The sequence below is a fragment of the Streptomyces sp. NPDC058274 genome, from assembly GCF_042881375.1.
Taxonomy (GTDB): Bacteria; Actinomycetota; Actinomycetes; order Streptomycetales; family Streptomycetaceae; genus Streptomyces.
Map to the genome: position 1 here is coordinate 971,650 of NZ_JBHVXW010000001.1, position 15,827 is coordinate 987,476.

Annotated in this window: 15 protein-coding genes; 8 read left to right on the forward strand and 7 right to left on the reverse strand. The window is 70.0% G+C overall.

Annotated elements, in window-relative coordinates; translation table 11 throughout:
* Together ACFVYF_RS04375 and ACFVYF_RS04380 are read right to left on the reverse strand one after the other, a co-directional pair.
* The gene (locus ACFVYF_RS04375) at positions 1 to 1,845 is read right to left on the reverse strand and encodes an SCO2524 family protein (RefSeq protein WP_389450504.1); all 1,845 of its coding nucleotides are present in this window, start codon (positions 1,843 to 1,845) and stop codon (positions 1 to 3) included.
* Between the two features lie 42 nt (positions 1,846 to 1,887).
* Positions 1,888 to 2,688, reverse strand: a complete 801-nt coding sequence (locus ACFVYF_RS04380; RefSeq protein ID WP_389450507.1) for an SCO2525 family SAM-dependent methyltransferase — start codon at positions 2,686 to 2,688, stop codon at positions 1,888 to 1,890.
* 247 nt (positions 2,689 to 2,935) lie between these two features.
* On the opposite strand from ACFVYF_RS04380, the gene ACFVYF_RS04385 reads away from it, so the two are divergent.
* Positions 2,936 to 3,469, forward strand: a complete 534-nt coding sequence (locus ACFVYF_RS04385) for a GNAT family N-acetyltransferase (protein WP_389450510.1) — start codon at positions 2,936 to 2,938, stop codon at positions 3,467 to 3,469.
* On the opposite strand, the gene ACFVYF_RS04390 is transcribed toward ACFVYF_RS04385, so the two are convergent.
* Together ACFVYF_RS04390 and ACFVYF_RS04395 are read right to left on the reverse strand one after the other, a co-directional pair.
* Positions 3,450 to 3,947, reverse strand: a complete 498-nt coding sequence (locus ACFVYF_RS04390) for a protein phosphatase (protein ID WP_389450513.1) — start codon at positions 3,945 to 3,947, stop codon at positions 3,450 to 3,452. The two genes, ACFVYF_RS04385 and ACFVYF_RS04390, sit on opposite strands and share 20 nt — an antisense overlap.
* Positions 3,948 to 4,132: 185 nt before the next feature.
* Positions 4,133 to 4,894, reverse strand: a complete 762-nt coding sequence (locus tag ACFVYF_RS04395) for a FadR/GntR family transcriptional regulator (RefSeq protein WP_389450672.1) — start codon at positions 4,892 to 4,894, stop codon at positions 4,133 to 4,135.
* Positions 4,895 to 5,119: 225 nt separating this feature from the next.
* On the opposite strand from ACFVYF_RS04395, the gene ACFVYF_RS04400 reads away from it, so the two are divergent.
* From ACFVYF_RS04400 to ACFVYF_RS04420, 5 genes are read left to right on the forward strand one after another with little or no spacing between them, the layout of a single operon-like run.
* Positions 5,120 to 6,748: an ABC transporter substrate-binding protein gene (locus ACFVYF_RS04400; protein WP_389450516.1), complete on the forward strand. Its 1,629-nt coding sequence runs from the start codon at positions 5,120 to 5,122 to the stop codon at positions 6,746 to 6,748.
* 18 nt (positions 6,749 to 6,766) lie between these two features.
* On the forward strand, positions 6,767 to 7,726 hold the full coding sequence (locus ACFVYF_RS04405) for an ABC transporter permease (RefSeq protein ID WP_389450519.1): 960 nt from the start codon (positions 6,767 to 6,769) through the stop codon (positions 7,724 to 7,726).
* Complete coding sequence (locus tag ACFVYF_RS04410; protein ID WP_389450522.1) at positions 7,723 to 9,714, forward strand: dipeptide/oligopeptide/nickel ABC transporter permease/ATP-binding protein; 1,992 nt, start codon at positions 7,723 to 7,725, stop codon at positions 9,712 to 9,714. Before ACFVYF_RS04405 ends, ACFVYF_RS04410 begins: the two co-directional genes overlap by 4 nt.
* Before the next feature lie 20 nt (positions 9,715 to 9,734).
* On the forward strand, positions 9,735 to 10,802 hold the full coding sequence (locus ACFVYF_RS04415; protein WP_389450525.1) for an oligopeptide/dipeptide ABC transporter ATP-binding protein: 1,068 nt from the start codon (positions 9,735 to 9,737) through the stop codon (positions 10,800 to 10,802).
* Positions 10,803 to 10,811: 9 nt separating this feature from the next.
* Positions 10,812 to 11,747, forward strand: a complete 936-nt coding sequence (locus ACFVYF_RS04420; RefSeq protein ID WP_389450527.1) for a dihydrodipicolinate synthase family protein — start codon at positions 10,812 to 10,814, stop codon at positions 11,745 to 11,747.
* Between the two features lie 140 nt (positions 11,748 to 11,887).
* On the opposite strand, the gene ACFVYF_RS04425 is transcribed toward ACFVYF_RS04420, so the two are convergent.
* The 3 genes from ACFVYF_RS04425 to ACFVYF_RS04435 all read right to left on the reverse strand — a co-directional run bounded on the left by ACFVYF_RS04425 (position 11,888) and on the right by ACFVYF_RS04435 (position 13,907).
* Positions 11,888 to 13,108 carry an exo-alpha-sialidase gene (locus tag ACFVYF_RS04425; RefSeq protein ID WP_389450530.1) on the reverse strand — a complete coding sequence of 407 codons (1,221 nt, stop codon included), beginning with the start codon at positions 13,106 to 13,108 and terminating at the stop codon, positions 11,888 to 11,890.
* The gene (locus ACFVYF_RS04430; protein WP_389450532.1) at positions 13,105 to 13,296 is read right to left on the reverse strand and encodes a hypothetical protein; all 192 of its coding nucleotides are present in this window, start codon (positions 13,294 to 13,296) and stop codon (positions 13,105 to 13,107) included. Before ACFVYF_RS04430 ends, ACFVYF_RS04425 begins: the two co-directional genes overlap by 4 nt.
* 155 nt (positions 13,297 to 13,451) lie before the next feature.
* Entirely contained in the window at positions 13,452 to 13,907 is a 456-nt protein-coding gene (locus ACFVYF_RS04435; protein ID WP_389450535.1) for a hypothetical protein, read from the reverse strand.
* A gap of 377 nt (positions 13,908 to 14,284) precedes the next feature.
* Here ACFVYF_RS04435 and ACFVYF_RS04440 point away from each other — a divergent pair, with 377 nt between their 5' ends.
* Together ACFVYF_RS04440 and ACFVYF_RS04445 are read left to right on the forward strand one after the other, a co-directional pair.
* Entirely contained in the window at positions 14,285 to 15,313 is a 1,029-nt protein-coding gene (locus tag ACFVYF_RS04440; RefSeq protein ID WP_389450538.1) for an AraC family transcriptional regulator, read from the forward strand.
* Positions 15,314 to 15,414: 101 nt separating this feature from the next.
* Positions 15,415 to 15,636 carry a hypothetical protein gene (locus ACFVYF_RS04445; protein ID WP_389450541.1) on the forward strand — a complete coding sequence of 74 codons (222 nt, stop codon included), beginning with the start codon at positions 15,415 to 15,417 and terminating at the stop codon, positions 15,634 to 15,636.
* The last annotated feature ends 191 nt before the right edge of the window (positions 15,637 to 15,827 follow it).

The window sequence follows — 15,827 nt, forward strand, 5'->3', positions numbered from 1 at the left end:
TCACACCTCCTCGGCGGCCGCGTCCCTGGCCTGGGACAGGGTGTCGAGTTCGCCGAGCACCGAAAGGGTCAACGCACAGGCGGTGCCGGGCTGTTCGTCGAGGATGCGGCGGGCGCGGCGCAGCCGGATCTCGATGTTCTTCAGTGCCCGCGCCCGCTCGCCGTCGACGGCAAGCGACGGCTCCATCTGCTCGTAGCCGAAGAGGTGGGTGGACTCACTGAGCAACGCGCGGGCGAGTACGGCGAGTTCGGGACTGCGGATGGGCCGCTGCACATAGAGCTTGCGGGCGGCGACCATGCACTCGGTGACGCGCTCGGTGATGCTCCAGGACAGCGGCCCCTCGCTCTCCGGTGAACCGGGGTAGACGGAGTGCACGTTGTCCCACAGGCCGATGCCCTCGCCCTCCTGGATGCGGCGCAGCCACAGATGGTCGAGGGTCTGTTCCGCGAGGCGCAGCAGCCGGTCCTGCGAGGTGATGTTGCGGGACAGTTCGCACAACTGGATGGTCCGCTTCAGCAGTTGGGCCGAGAAGTCGGTCATCGTCCACTGCAACAGCGGGCCGAGCCGGTCGCTGCCCTGCAACGGCAGAGTGACGCCCGGGCTGTGGAGCCGGACGGCCGGGTCGCCGCCCGTCATCCGGCTGGTGATGCGGCCGCGTTCGGCGAGCCGCTCCATGACGCTGACGGTCCGGGTGAGGTCGTCGTCCGTGGCCCGGCGGCGCACCAGGTCGTGGACGACGATGGCGGCGACGGAGAGGGAGAAGTACTCGGACTCCAGCCGCTGGCCCGTCGTACGCCAGGGGATGTCCTCCAGTGGCCAGCGCTCGGTGTCGAAGCGGGCGATGCCCGACCAGTACTGCTGGGTGATCTCCCAGCGCAGCCTGAGGGCCTCGGCGAGCTTCTGCTGGTCGGCGTTGAGGAGGCCGAGGGTGAGGGTGCGGTCCGAGAACAGGTCCTGAATGCCGTCGAGGGCGACCACGGTGAAGTAGAGATACGGCACGGCGTCGGCGACGCCGTCCGGCTGCCGTCCGATCGGCTCGGCGATCTCCTCCACCTTCGGTGCGTCCTTGACCAGACTCCACGCCCAGCCGCACTCGAAGAGCCGGCTGTCGTCCTTCAGGCCCTCCTCGACGTCGACGCCGAGGGTGAAGCTCTCGGAGATCGTGGCGCGCAGCGGCTTGAAGCGGCGCTGGAACTGCTGGAGGACCGCCCGCTCGGAGAGCCGCCCCTCGCCGACCAGCCGCCGCAGGCGCCGGCCCTGGCCGGACTCGGCGTCGAAGACGTTGACGGTGAAGGAGCGCAGCAGGCTCACCATCGCGGCGGTGAGGCGGACGCTGGTGGCCTCCTTCAGCTTCGCGATGCTCTCCTTCATGTCGCTGCGTGACGTCCTGTCCTCGTAGACCTTGAGGAATCCGAGCGTGGCCAGACAGAGAGTGACCGACATCGAGAAGGAGTCGACCACGCCCAGTTCGAGCTGTTCCCGGGTGACGTCCGCCTTCTGCTCACGGGAGCCGAAGTAGTAGCCGCCGGAGAAAGTGGGGCTCTCGTCGGCGCCGGTGTGCGTGCGCATGAACTGGGTGAGGACGGTAACGAGATTCGCGGGGATCTCCGTGCGGCCCCCGGCCCGCTTCAGGATTCTTTCGACGTCCCGCTGTGTGGTGTCGGGCTCGTCGAGACGGAATGCCGGAATCTCGGTGGCGGGATACATGAGGCACAGCAGCCTTTCGGCGTCCGCGACACTGCTGAGTCCGCCCCATTCCCCCCAGACCCATTTACCTCCGTCGAAAGAGTGGCGAGCAATGGCCTGCCAGATGTCCAGCAGGTGCTGACGTGGCTTGATCTGCATCCCCATGCCCCTCACACAGGTCGCACTGCCCGCTATGGAGAATCAGTCGGAATTACGATGGCCCCGGGCCAGGATCATTCCGGTGTGCCCCGGTCGCACCAACGCACTCGGTTTCCGCAGTCGGTAGATGTCGACCTTCCCCGCAAAAGGCTCCAGGCTTTCGAACACCTGTAGATCATTGACGTCACAGGCCGGGAAATGGTGATCGCCGACGTCATAACCGGTCGAGCCCTCCATGAAAGCGGCGGCGAAAGGAGCACCGGGAGCGAGGGACCGCATAAAGCATTCGACACCGCGCCGGAACTCCTCATGGGAACTCGACATGGACTCGGCGACGAAGAACATGGTGCCGATGGACCAACGTCCCTGATGGCTCCTCAGCCCTAGCAGGCCCCGGCGCCCCAGGTCGAACAGGTCGCCCTGGCGGACCCTCACGGCCTGATGGAACCGCGCCCTCCGGTCGGTATCGATCGCCTGGTAGGCCGGATCCGCGCAGAGCACCTTCCAGAAACTGTCCCAGTCCGCATCGAAGTGGCGGCGCTGGCCGCGTAAGTAGCCGACATTGCTTGAGGAGCGCTCGAGCAGCGTGATCTTCTCGCACCACGGAAGCATGGACAGGGCCGGATAGAGGTTGGCACCGGCACCGACGTCAATACCCAAAACCGGACGCTCAAAATTTTCACGGAAGTGATCGCTGAAGTGATCGCGGACGAGCGCGATGATCTCCGCGTCGACGTCGAGCAGATCGCGGTAATTGTGATCAATATATGCGTGAGAGTCGAATGCGTCCCACGGTGCGTCGGCATTGAGTGTACGGGTGCCCTCTCGGGCTCTCGAGTCCATGCTCCACGGTACCAACGCCGTACACAACGGGGAGCCCCTTTGCCGTCTTGTAGCGGCCCTGCGACGCGATGAGTTGCGGAACGACGCATCGACTTTTGGCCCTGAACCGCCCTTGAAGCGCCGCACGCTGCCACGCGATGCTGGTCGAATCCCTGCCGAACGCAGTCCCACGACAAGGTGTGCGCCATCTGATCCGTATTCACCCAAATGAGGCAACACGCCCTTGACTCCCGACTCAGGGGGGCGCATGACAGTTCATCCCGCGGACCGCTCCGGAGATCGTTTCGCGCTGTCCACCGGCTCGGCGCTGTACCGGCCTCCCAGGGACCGGCCCCTGCGGATGAGAGGAGTCGAGGAGTCCGACCTTCCCGCGCTCGCCCGGCTCGACCAGGAGGTCTTCCAGCGCGACGCGTACCCCTTCTTCGTCCTGCGCCAGCTCTTCGACGTGCACCCCGAGGACTTCCTCGTCCTGGACGACGGCGAGACGCTCCGCGGGTACGTGCTGGTCGGGAGCGCGCCGGAGGCCGGCAGCAGCTGGATTCTGGGGCTCGGGGTGACCCCGGACCGGCGCGGGCGTGGCCACGGCCGCCGGCTGATGGTCGAGATCCTGCGCCGGCTGCGCACCACCGCCGGCATCCGGGAGGTCCGCCTCACGGTGGAGCCCACCAACGCGCCCGCCATCGTCCTCTACCGGTCCCTCGGCTTCAGCCCCGAAGGAGCCGTGCGCAAGGGCTATTTCGGGCCGGACGAGGACCGGCTCATCATGACGCTGAGTCTGTGACGCCGCTACCTCCGGTGCCGTCGGTGCCGTCGGTGCCGTCCGCGAAGCGGCGCACATAGCGGCGCTGCCAGGGGGTCTCCACGGCGTGCCGGTCGTAGTGGCGGCGTACGTAGTCCACCGCCTCCGCCGGCGGCACCCCGTCGAGGACGGCCAGGCAGGCCAGGGCCGTTCCGGTGCGGCCTCGGCCGCCGCCGCAGGCGAGTTCGACGCGTTCGTCCGCGGCCCGCCGCCAGGCGTCCGTGAGCACCTCGCGCGCCTCGGTACGGCTGCTGGGCAGCCGGAAGTCCGGCCAGCGCAGCCAGTGCGCCGCCCAGGGAACCTCGGGCGGCCGCTTGCCGAGCAGGTACACGGCGTACGTCGGGGTGGGGGCGCCGGGCGGCAGCGGCCGGCGCAGGCCCCGGCCACGGACCAGCCGGCCGGAGGGCAGACGCAGCACACCGGCGTCGGACGGGTCCCAGGTCACGGTGGCATCGGTCACGGGGTCAGGGTAGATCGGCGGGCGCGCGTCCCGAGACCGTCCGGGAACACGGTCGCATCGGGCGCGGGGTCAGGACAGATCGGCGGGCGCGCATCGCGAGGCTGTCCGGGAACTCCGGGCTCGGCCGGGGAGTTCCGACCGCCCGCGGAGTTCCGGCCACCCGGAGCTCGAACCGAGCCGACCCGTCAGCCGACCCCCCGTGACTCCTGGGCCGCGCGGGCCTCGATGCCGCGGAAGTGGTCCGCCATCGCGCGCTGGGCGGCCTCGACGTCACGGGCGCGCAGGGCGGTGACGATGTCGCGGTGACGGCGGACGGTCAGTTCGGGCGCCGGGTCGTCGGTCCAGCCGCGGGCGCCGGCGACCCGGCGGAAGACGGTCCAGAAGGCGCCGAGCAGCTGCTGGACCAGCGCGTTGCCGAGGGAGGCGTAGAGCAACTCGTGGAACTCCCGGTCGAGTTCCGGGAAGGGCAGCCCCTCCCGGCCCGCCTCCTCCATCTGCGCCACCACGGATTCCAGCCGGTCCAGTTCCGCTTCGGAGAGCGTGGCCGCGACCCGGCGTATCAGCCCCTCCTCCAGGACCTCACGGACCTGGAGGATCTCCGTCAACGCGCTGGTGTCCTCGTCCTGTTGGGCGAGGGTGCGGAAGGTGAGGCCGTCGACGAGCGGGGTCAGGGACGCCTGGCCGACGTAGGTGCCGTAGCCGTGTCTGATGTCCACTATGTCGAGGGCCTGCAGGGCCTTGAGGGCCTCCCGGACGGAGTTGCGGCTGACGCCGAGGTCCTCCATCAGCTCCGTCTCGGTGGGCAGCGACGCGCCCGCCTGCAGCCTGCGGTCGAGGATCAGCTGCATCACCTCGCGCTGGATCTGGCTGCTCACCCGCCGTTCACGGGCGATGCGCATCCCGGCGGGGCCGGGCCGGTTCCCGGTCTGCTCAGACATGCGCCGCATCGTACGCTCACTGGACATCGGACGTCCCACCTCCGGACGGAACAAACCTCAACTGGCCATGTTTCACAGTGTCATTGGTCGCACCTCTGGAAGGTACGCCATTTGTGTGCGATCCCTTGACCGCCCCGACGGCCCCTCTTATGGTCACGCTGCCGCCTATGACGTAGGACGTCGTATCTCCGATCCGCTCCACTCCCGCATCTCCCACTCCTTGCTGGAGGAACCGTGCGCGACGTGACCCCCGCCGCGGCCCTGCGCCGCCGGTCGTTCCTGAAGTACTCCGGCGCGCTCGGCGCGGCCGCCGCCCTCTCCTCCTCGCTGTCCGCCTGCTCCTCCGGGCCGGAGTCGACGAACGACACCGGCGACGGGAAGGGAGGCAAGAACGGCACGCTGACCGCGGTCATCGGCTATGGGAACGACGGCAGTTGGGACCCGACCCAGACGGCGTCGGCCTTCAGCATGGCCGCCAACAACCACATCTACGAGGGCCTGCTCGACACGGACCCGATCTCCCGCGAGCCGTATCCGGCGCTCGCCACCGAGGTCCCCTCCGATCTCAGCGGCACCTCCTGGAAGTTCGAGCTGCGCGCCGGCGCCAGATTCCACGACGGCAAGCCGGTCACCGCCGACGACGTCGTGTTCGTCTTCGACCGGATCCTCGACCCGAAGACCCCGACCCTCGCCAAGGGCTTCTTCGCCGGCTGGCTCCAGGACGTCAGGAAGATCGACGCACAGAACGTCGAGCTGGTGCTCAAGTTCCCCTTCCCCGAGGGGATTTCCCGGCTGACGCTGGCCAAGATCATGCCCAAGCACGTCTTCTCCCGGCCGGGCGCCTGGGACGACGCGATCAAGGGCAAGGCGGTGGGCTCGGGGCCGTACCGGCAGACCGCCCACCACCCGAAGTCGAACACCACCTTCGAGGCCTTCGCGGACTACAACGGCCCGCGCAAGGCGGCCTTCCAGAAGATGAACTGGCTGACCATCGTGGACGCCGCACCCCGCGTCGCGAAGATCTCGGGTGCGAGCGCCGGCGCGCAGATCGCCGACAACATCCCCTACGCCAACATCCAGCAGCTGAAGAAGAGCGGCCTGTCCGTGCAGGGCGGGGCCGGCATGAACAACCTCTTCCTGATGTTCAACACCCGGCACAAGCCCTTCGACGACGTCCGCGTCCGGCAGGCGCTGCACTACGCCATCGACACCGACAAGATGGTCGAGGTCGCCCTCAAGGGACACGGCAGGGCGTCGACGTCGTTCCTCAACGAGAGCAACCCCGGCTACCGGCCGGCCAAGACCGTCTACGCGTACGACCCCAAGAAGGCGAAGAAGCTCCTCGAGGAGGCCGGGGTCAAGGGGCTGAAGATCGAGATCCTCGCGGTCAACGTCAGCTGGATCGTGGACTGTCTGCCGACCATCAAGGCCTCCTGGGACGCGATCGGCGTGGAGACCACGCTCGCGCCGCAGGAGACGACAGCCGTCTTCACGAAGATGGACCAGAAGCAGGACTACCAGGTCGTCGCGGCGGCCTCGAACCCGAACCAGTTCGGGCTGGATGCCGACCTGATCATGCACTACAACTACGGGCCCCAGAACCTGTGGATGGGCTACGCACGCTGGGCCGGAAACTCCGTGGCCGAGAAGCTCTTCAAGGACATGGACCAGGCGACGCGGGAGGCGGACGCCGACCGGAAGAAGACGATGATCCAGGACTACATCGACGTCGTCGCCGAGCAGGCCGTGCTCTACCCCGTCGTGCACACCGAGCTGATGACGGCGTGGGATCCGAAGAAGCTGGCCGGCATCCGGGCCCAGCCCTACCCGGGCATCAATCTCCTGCAAGCCAAGTGGGCTTAGCGGCAGAGGAGTTCGTACGTGGTCACCGTCGCCAGAATCCTGGCCCGCCGTATCGTGCTGCTGGTGCCGCTGCTGCTCGGCATCGTGCTCTTCGTCTTCCTCGTGATGCGGTTCTCGGACGTCGACCCGGCGTCCGCGTTCTTCCAGGGCGCCAATCCGACACCGCGGCAACTGCACGACTTCCGGGAGCAGAACGGGCTGCTGGACCCGTTCCCGGTCCGCTACGTCCACTTCATCGGCGACCTGCTGCACGGCGACATGGGCACCAGCGCGCTCACCAGGGCGCCGGTCGTCGACCAGGTCACCACCGCACTGCCGCTCACGCTCCAGCTCACCTTCCTCGGGCTCGGCATCGCGGTGGTGCTCGCGCTGCTCGGCGGGGTCACGGCCGCGATCTACCGTGACCGGCTGCCCGACCAGGCCATCCGGGTCGTCTCGCTCACCGGGGTCGCGGCCCCCGGCTTCTGGCTGGCGCTGCTGATGATCCAGTACCTGGCGGTCGGCCAGGGCTGGTTCCCGACCGGCGGATACGTCAACCCCGGTGACTCGCTGAGCGGTTGGCTCAAGACGATGACCCTGCCCGCCCTCGCGCTGTCCCTGCCGGTCGCCGCCCAGCTCACCCGGATCGTGCGCACGGCCGTCGTGGAGGAGCTGGACAAGGACTACGTACGGACGGCGATCGGGAGCGGGCTGCCGCCGGTCGTGGTCGTCGGCCGGAACGTGCTGCGCAACGCCCTGATCAATCCGCTGACCGTCCTGGGCCTGCGCGTCGGGTATCTGCTCGGCGGGGCGGTCGTCATCGAGACGATCTTCTCGCTCCCCGGGATGGGGAAGCTGATGATCGACGCGGTGAAGAACGGCGACCCGGCGGTCGTCCAGGGGGTCGTCCTGACGACGGCGACCGGGTTCGTGGTCGTGAACCTCGTCATCGACATCCTGTATCTGCTGGTCAACCCGCGACTGAGGGACGCCCGATGATCACTCGTACGCGGCTGGCCGCGGCCCTCGCCCGACCCGGCGTCCGGCTGCGCGGATGGCGCCGGCTGCCGCTGGTGTCCCGGGTCGCCGTCTGCTTCCTCACCGTCGTCGTACTGCTGGCCGCCTTCGCCCCGCTGCTCGCGCCGCACGACCCGCTGGACCAGCAGACGCCGGTGGACGGCAGCGGGCATCCGTCCGGCTCGCACTGGATGGGCCAGGACAGCCTGGGCCGGGACATCCTCAGCCGGCTGATGTACGGCGCCCGCTGGTCGCTCGCGATCGGACTGGGTGCCACCGCGCTGGCCCTCGTCGTGGGGGCGCTGCTCGGCGCGGTCGCGGCGACCTCGCGCAAGGCGGTCGACGAGACACTGATGCGCTGTCTGGACGTCGTGATGGCGTTCCCGGGGATCGCGCTCGCCGCGGTCCTGGTGGCCGTGTTCGGCGGGGGCATCACGGTCCTCATCTGCGCCATCGCGTTCCTGTTCACACCGCCGGTGGCCAGGGTCGTCCGGGCGAACGTCCTCGACCAGTACGGCGAGGACTACGTCACCGCGGAACGGGTGATCGGCGCGCGGACACCGCACATCGTGCTGCGGCACGTGGCCGTCAACTGCGCGGCGCCCGTCCTGGTGTTCTGCACGGTCCAGGTGGCCGAGGCCATCGTCTTCGAGGCGTCCCTGTCGTTCATCGGCGCGGGCGTACGGCCGCCGGACCCGTCGTGGGGCAGTGTCATCGCGGACGGCAAGAACATGGTGCTGACCGGGGGCTGGTGGGCCACCGTCTTCCCCGGCCTGCTGATGCTGATCACCGTGCTGTGTCTGAACATCCTGTCCGAGGGGGTCTCGGACGCCTGGGCGGCGCCTTCGGCACGGGAGGCCGCACCGCGCGAGGTGACCGCCCAGGACCCACTGGAGGCGCCGGAGCCGGGCAGCGGCAAGGTCCTCGAACTGCCAGGGCTCACCGAGGCGGCCCGGCGGCTGCGCTCCCGGGCCCGGCCGCTGCCGGCCGGCCGCCCGGTGCTCGCCGTCGAGGACCTGGCCATCGGTTTCGACGCCCGGCACGGCGGGGTGGACATCGTCGACGGGGTCAGCTTCGAGGTCCGCCCCGGTGAAGTCCTGGGCCTGGTCGGCGAGTCGGGCTGCGGCAAGTCGCTGACCGCGCTGACGGTGATGGGCCTGGAGCCCAAGGGTGCCCGGGTGCGCGGCCATGTCCGGTTCGACGAACGGGAGTTGGTGGGGATGCCGATGCGCGTACGGCGCCGGCTGCTCGGCCACGAGATGGCGATGATCTACCAGGACGCGCTGTCCTCGCTGAACCCGGCGATGACGATCCGCGCGCAGCTGAAGCAGGTCGTCCGCAGGGGCGGCAAGCGCACGCCCGCCGAACTGCTGGCGCTGGTCGGCCTCGATCCCGGGCGCACCCTGCCGAGTTACCCGCACGAGCTGTCCGGCGGTCAGCGCCAGCGCGTCCTGATCGCCATGTCGCTCTCCCGCAGCCCGAAGCTCATCGTCGCCGACGAGCCGACCACCGCGCTGGACGTGACGGTGCAGGCGCAGATCATCGAACTGCTGCTGCGGCTGCGCGCCGAGCTGGGCTTCGCGCTGATCCTCGTCTCCCACGACCTCGCGCTCGTCGCGGACGTCACCGACCGGGTGGTCGTGATGTACGGCGGCCAGATCGTCGAGACGGGCGTGACGACGGACCTGGTGGAGGCGCCGGCCCACCACTACACGCGCGGGCTGCTGGGCAGTGTGCTGTCGCTGGAGTCGGCGGCCGTGCGGATGACGCAGATCAAGGGGGTCGTCCCCTCGCCCGCCGACTTCCCGGCGGGCTGCCGGTTCGCCGACCGCTGCCCCCTGGCGAGCGAGGTGTGCCGGACGAGGGCGCCGGATCTGCTGGGCGCGTCCACCCACATGGCGGCCTGCCACCATCCCGCGATCGACCTGACCGCGGCAGCCGCCACCTCGGGAAGCGAGGTCCACAAGTGAGTCCACACGCGAGTCCACAAGTGAGCGCACTCGTCACGGTGTCCGGCGCCCATGTCGTCCACAAGGCGCGCAGCGGCGGTCTGTTCACGCGGGACCGGGTGTACGCGCTGACCGGCGCCGATCTCGTCATCGCGCGCGGTGAGACGGTCGGCGTGGTCGGCGAGTCCGGCTGCGGGAAGTCGACGCTCGCCAAGGTGCTGGTGGGGGTGGAGCGGCCGACGGCCGGCACGGTGTCCTTCGGCGACCGTGACCTGTGGTCGATGAAGCCGGCCGAGCGCCGGGTGGCCGTCGGCCGCAGCACCGGCATGATCTTCCAGGACCCGTCGACCGCCCTGAACCGCCGGCTGACGGTCCGGCAGATCCTGCGCGACCCGCTGGATGTGCACCGGCGCGGCACCGCGGCCCAACGCGAGGAACGGGTACGGGAGTTGATCTCGCTGGTCGGACTGCCACGGGCCCTCGCCGACGGCCTCCCGGGGCAGCTCTCCGGCGGTCAGCGCCAGCGCGTCGCCATCGCCAGGGCCCTGGCACTCGACCCGGATCTGGTGGTGGCCGACGAACCCACCAGCGCGCTCGACGTCTCCGTACGCGCCCAGATCCTCAATCTCCTCCTGGACCTGAAGGAACGCCTCGGCCTTGCGCTGGTGTTCGTCTCGCACGACATCCAGACGGTGCGCCGGATGAGCGACCGGGTGATCACGATGTATCTGGGCAGGATCGTCGAGGAGTCACCGGCGGACGAGGTCACCGACCGCGCCCGGCACCCGTACACCCGGGCCCTGTTCTCCGCGACGCCCGGTCTGCTGGACCCCATCGACCCGATTCCGCTGGCCGGCCCCGTTCCGTCGGCGACCCGGCCGCCCAGCGGCTGTCCGTTCCGTACCCGCTGCTGGAAGGCCGACGCGGTGTGCGCGGAGCGGATGCCGGACTTCGCGGCGGCGTCGTCCCCGGAGCACCGCTTCCGGTGTCACCATCCTGTGGAGGAGAGCCAGTCGACCCGGGACCTGGTGGCCCAGGCCGGGTCCGCGTCGCAGGCACCCTCCCCGGCCACCGCCCTGGCCGACATCCCCACCCAGCACCACCCCTAGGGAGCCTCGATGACGATCACCGCCCCGCTGACCGGTGTCGTACCCCCCGTCTGCACACCCCTGACACCGGACGGCGAGGTGGACGTCCCCTCCCTCATCGGGCTGGTGGACCATCTGGTGGCGGGGGGTGTGCACGCTCTGTTCGTGCTCGGCTCGACGTCCGAGGCGGCGTACCTCACGGACGCGCAGCGGCGGCTGGTCGTCGCGACCGTCGCCGGCCATGTCGCCGGCCAGCTGCCCGTCCTCGCGGGGGCGATCGACATGACGACGCCCCGGGTGCTGGACCACGTCGCGGCCGTCGTCGCGGCGGGCGCGGACGCGGTCGTGGCCACCGCGCCCTTCTACGCCCGCACCCATCCCGCGGAGATCGCCCGCCACTATCGGCTGATCGCCGCGCGTTCGCCGGTGCCGCTCTTCGCGTACGACCTTCCCGTCGCCGTGCACACCAAGCTGTCCGCCGAGCTCGTCCTCGAACTCGCCGCCGACGGGACCCTGTTCGGCCTCAAGGACTCCAGCGGTGATCTGGGCGCCTTCCGCTCCGTCGTGACCGGCGCGCGTACGCGTCCCGACATCTCCCGGTTCACCGTCCTGACCGGGTCCGAGCTGGTCGTCGACTCGGCGCTGGCGCTCGGGGCGGACGGGGCGGTGCCCGGGCTCGGGAACGTGGATCCCGTCGGGTACGTGCGGCTGGACCGGCTCTGCCGGGAGGGGGACTGGGAGGGGGCCCGGGGTGAACAGGAGCGGTTGTGCGGGCTGTTCGGGATGGTCGGGGTGGGCGACCCCGGGCGCATGGGGGGCAGCTCCTCCGCGCTCGGGGCGTTCAAGGCCGCGCTGTATCTGCGCGGGGTGATCGCGTGCCCGCTCACGGCGGCGCCTCAAGTCCCCCTGTCCGAGGGGGAAGTGGAGCGGGTGGGGAAGTATCTGGCGGGGGCGGGGTTGTTGTAGGGGTGTTTTTCGCCCCCGCCGCCCCTACCCGTCCCTTGTTCCTGGGGGCTCCGCCCCCAGACCCCCGCTGTCGCGCTTCGCGCTCGTCCTCAAACGCCGGACGGGCTGAAATCTTTCCCCCGCCCGGGACAAGTAGCCGCCTAGTTAAGCAGGTCGGGCATCGGCAGCCGGCGGAACTGGATCGTCTCGTAGGGTCCCGAGACCCCCGTCTCGTACAGGACACCGACCCGGCCCGCACTCAGCTGGACGAGGTCGGAATAGGCAGCCCGCTGCTGCGAGAGCGTCGCGGCACGGACAAACGTGGCACCCGCATCCCCGCTGCGCCAGACCGCCATCGCCTGCCGGGCGGTGGGCACGGACGGCCCGGAGAAGAGCAGGGGAGCGCCCGGCCCACGGAGCTGGAGGACGCTGCCCTGCACGACGGGCACGTCGTTGAGGGTGGGCTGCACGGTGTAGGGCCGGTCCAGCGTCGCGCCGCCGTCGCTGGAGTAGGTGTCCAGCCGGTTGCCCGGGCTGGTGCCGTTCTGGTCGCGGGAGCTGAAGTAGAGCCGCCCGTCGGGGAGTTCGGCGGCGGAGGTCTCGTTGATGTTGTTGACGCCGTCGTGGTCCTCGTCGACGTAGCCGAGCCGCCAGGTGACGCCGTCGTCGTCACTGAACAGGGCGTGCCCGCCGTAGTACTTGGCCTCCTGGCCCGTGTCGGACGAGCCGGCGGGCGGGGCGGCCGAGTGGTTGGCGGACACGACGAGACGGCCCCGGTGCGGGCCCCGCGTGAGCGCGACGGCGTGGCCGGGCCCGGTGGCGTACCAGCGCCAGTCGGGCCGCTTGACGCGGGCGGTGATCTCGCGCGAGTCGGAGAACGTGCGGCCGTCGTCCCGGCTGGTCTGCACGAAGACGCGGCGGCCCTGCTCGGGCGTGACCTCGCCGCGCATGATCTGCGCCTCCGTCACGGCACCGCTGTTGTACGTGGTCAGGAGCACGATCCGGCCGGTGCGGGGGTCGACGACCGGTGCGGGGTTCCCGCGGGTGTCATGGCCGTCGTCGGCGACCACCGCGAGCGGGCCCCAGGTGCAGCCGCCGTCGGTGGAGCGCCGGAGGACGACGTCGATGTTGCCGGTGTCCCCCGCCCCGCCCACCCGCCCCTCCGCGAAGGCCACGAGCGTGCCCCTGCGGGTGCTGACGACGGCGGGGATGCGGTAGGCGGCGTAGCCGCCCTGACCGGCGGTGAACGGTACGGAGGAGGTGCACGCCGGTGCGGGGCCGTCGGGGGCGGCGGCTGGGGCGGCCGTCGCAGCGGCCGCCCCCGCGAGCAGGGCGAGGCCTGCGGCGGCCAGTGGCATGACGGCTCGGGACAGGACGGTCATCGCGCTCCCTGGCTCGGGGTGGTGGGCGTCGGGCGCGGCGGACCGGCTTCGGCTTCGGCTTCGGCTTCGGCTTCGGCTTCGGCTTCGGCTTCGGCTTCGGCTTCGGCTTCGGCTTCGGCTTCGGCTTCGGCTTCGGCTTCGGCACGATCGACGCCTGCACTTGCCCTGAACTTTGGATTCCACTTCAAAGAGAGTCAAAAAGCTCGCGACCCGCCCCGTGATCGGGGATAACTGTCACTGCTCCCAACGGGGGGAGTCGCACACAGCACCGACAGGGAGCTGAGGGAGCCACGTGAGCCAAGCATGTTCCTCGCACATCGGCCGGGCCGACGGCCCGATCCGGTCAGAACGGTGTCCGAACCACCGCCGGCAGCCGCTCGGCGGAGCCGGCGCACCCCTGCACGGCAGCACCGGCCGTGATCAGGGCCTGAGCCCGACCGCCACGCCAGACCGGGCCGTACGGCCCCTCCACGAGCGCGATACGCGCCCCTCGCAACAGGATCGATTCACGACCTGATGGCGCCAGGTGAGGAGCCGGCGGCTCTGGCGGCTCCAGCGGTTCGACCACGAGGGTCCCGCCGGACGGGCCGGCCCGGGCGCGAAGCGACCCGTCGATCATGGAGTGGTCCAGCACATCCGTGCCGCAACGGTTCTGGCAGACGGCGCACGCGACGACCTGCCCCGACGAACCACCCGGGAGCAACGGCACCCCGCCAGACGTGAACCGGCGCTGTCCGGCGCGCCGCAGGCAGGTGCGGTCGCCACTGCGGCCGGAGCAGAGGAACGTGCCGACGCCCACCGTGTTCCACGAGATGCGCAGGCCACAGAAAAGCAGTCTCCGGGCGAACGTCTCGATCTGCTCGCGCCTCGCGCCTCGCATCTCGCACCTCGACCTACGTGACCCTCCGACAACGTTGCCACGCAGACGTGGGTCGGCCCCATCCCTGTTGGCCCCATCCCTGTTGGCCCCATCCCTGTCGGCCACATCCCTGTTGCCCCGTCAGCACCCGGGACCCGTCGGCCCGGACATGACTGATCCAGCGCGTGGTCCGGCGCCTTCATCGCGCGGCCCTCGGCCCCGGTCCAGGCGCACGCCCCGCACGCCCTCGGCCCTCACCCACCGACCTGCCGCGCCGGCCGCCGGCCTGCTTCCGTAAGACCGATCAAGGAGTACGAGTGGAGAACGTCTCGGAGTCCGTCCTGGTCCCGGAGTCCGTCCTGTACGAGGGACGCGACCTGGCCCGCATGCACGAGGTCGTGGCCGCCCAGTTCGCTCCGCACCGACTGAGACTGCTCGGGAAGGAGACCGGGCCGGCCCGCTTCCGGATGAGCAACTCGCAGGGTGACATGACCCTTTACCACTTGGCCTACGGGGCCGAAGTGGAGATACGCCCCGTCCCGCAACACGGCCTGTATCTGATCCACATCCCCCTGGCCGGTCGCAGCAGTCTGGTCGTCGACGGAGAGCCCGTGGCGGCCGCGCAGGACGTCGTCAGCCCGGGACAGCGGCTGGAGATCCGCCGTTCCCACGACATCGACATGCGGATCCTGGGGATCCCCCGACCGGTTCTCGAGAAGGCGGTCGAGCTGCGCGGCATCCCCGTCGACCGGGGTGTCCCGGTCCGGTTCACGCCTTCCATCGACAACCGATGTCCCGGCTCACGGGCCTGGCTACGCACGTTGCACGCCTATGCCGAGGCGTTGGAGAGCGGGCTTCTCGCCCGCTCGCCGCTCGGGACGCGGCACTTCGAACAGCTCCTGACGCACGGGCTGCTGGACAGCCAGCCCAGCAGCCTCAGCGAATCCCTGCGGCGTTCCGCCCGGCACGCCGCACTGCCGAGCGCACTGCGCCGGGCGATGACGTACTGCGAGGAGCACGCCGGCGAACCGCTGTCCACCGCCGACATCGCGCTCGCCTCGCGGCTGAGCGTCCCGGCGCTGCGGGCCGCCTTCCGTGCCCACCTGGGCACCACTCCGCTGATGTACCTGCGCAGGGTCAGGCTCGACCACGCCCACCGGGACCTGCTCGCGATCGCCGAGGGCCGGGCCGACGGCACGGTCACCGACGTGGCGCTGCGCTGGGGGTTCGTCCATCTCGGACGCTTCGCCGCGTTCTACAAGGCCACCTACGGCAATGCGCCGTCGAGGACGGCCGGCGTTCGTGGCTATCCGGAAAACGCTCGAATCCGATCATCCTGTGGATAGTTCGCCAACTGCCGTGCGCCTAGCGTTCTTTGCACCGGAAGGAGCCCGCCGGAGCCGACCGGCAGTGATCCGTCCGACACACAGATACGAGAGGAGACACCATGAACACTCTTACCGCTGTTGCCGACAAGCTGCTGAGCCACATCGTTCCGAGTCAGGCGGCGCACGCCACGTCGTCCGGTGCCAATGGATGCTGGATCGAGCAGAGGGTCTGCAACCCGCACTGCGCCTTCTGGTACTACAAGGAGGACCTCTACTGGAAGTGCAGCGACGGCACGTCCTACTGGTCGCAGACGGGCTGCACCGAATCGGACAACTGCTGATCCGTGCCCGTACGTCGGCACAGTGAAGTGACATGAACGAAGCGTGGGGGCCCCCGGGGTTAGGGGGGGGGGGCGGGGCGGGGTGGTGGGTGTCCTTATTTCCGGGGGGGGGGGGGGGGGGGTCTCTGTTTTTTCGGGGGGGGGGGGGGTCTTTTGGGGGGGGGGGGGGGGGTTACCGGGGCCGTCGAGGG

Excerpts from the sequence above, each read along its gene's own strand:
- ACFVYF_RS04395 (WP_389450672.1), bottom strand. The coding sequence starts at position 4,894 with ATGCGGCGCATGTCTGAGCAGACCGGGAACCGGCCCGGCCCCGCCGGG.
- ACFVYF_RS04445 (WP_389450541.1), top strand. The coding sequence starts at position 15,415 with ATGAACACTCTTACCGCTGTTGCCGACAAGCTGCTGAGCCACATCGTT.
- ACFVYF_RS04380 (WP_389450507.1), bottom strand. The coding sequence starts at position 2,688 with ATGGACTCGAGAGCCCGAGAGGGCACCCGTACACTCAATGCCGACGCA.
- ACFVYF_RS04385 (WP_389450510.1), top strand. The coding sequence starts at position 2,936 with ATGACAGTTCATCCCGCGGACCGCTCCGGAGATCGTTTCGCGCTGTCC.
- ACFVYF_RS04425 (WP_389450530.1), bottom strand. The coding sequence starts at position 13,108 with ATGACCGTCCTGTCCCGAGCCGTCATGCCACTGGCCGCCGCAGGCCTC.
- ACFVYF_RS04410 (WP_389450522.1), top strand. The coding sequence starts at position 7,723 with ATGATCACTCGTACGCGGCTGGCCGCGGCCCTCGCCCGACCCGGCGTC.
- ACFVYF_RS04375 (WP_389450504.1), bottom strand. The coding sequence starts at position 1,845 with ATGCAGATCAAGCCACGTCAGCACCTGCTGGACATCTGGCAGGCCATT.
- ACFVYF_RS04420 (WP_389450527.1), top strand. The coding sequence starts at position 10,812 with ATGACGATCACCGCCCCGCTGACCGGTGTCGTACCCCCCGTCTGCACA.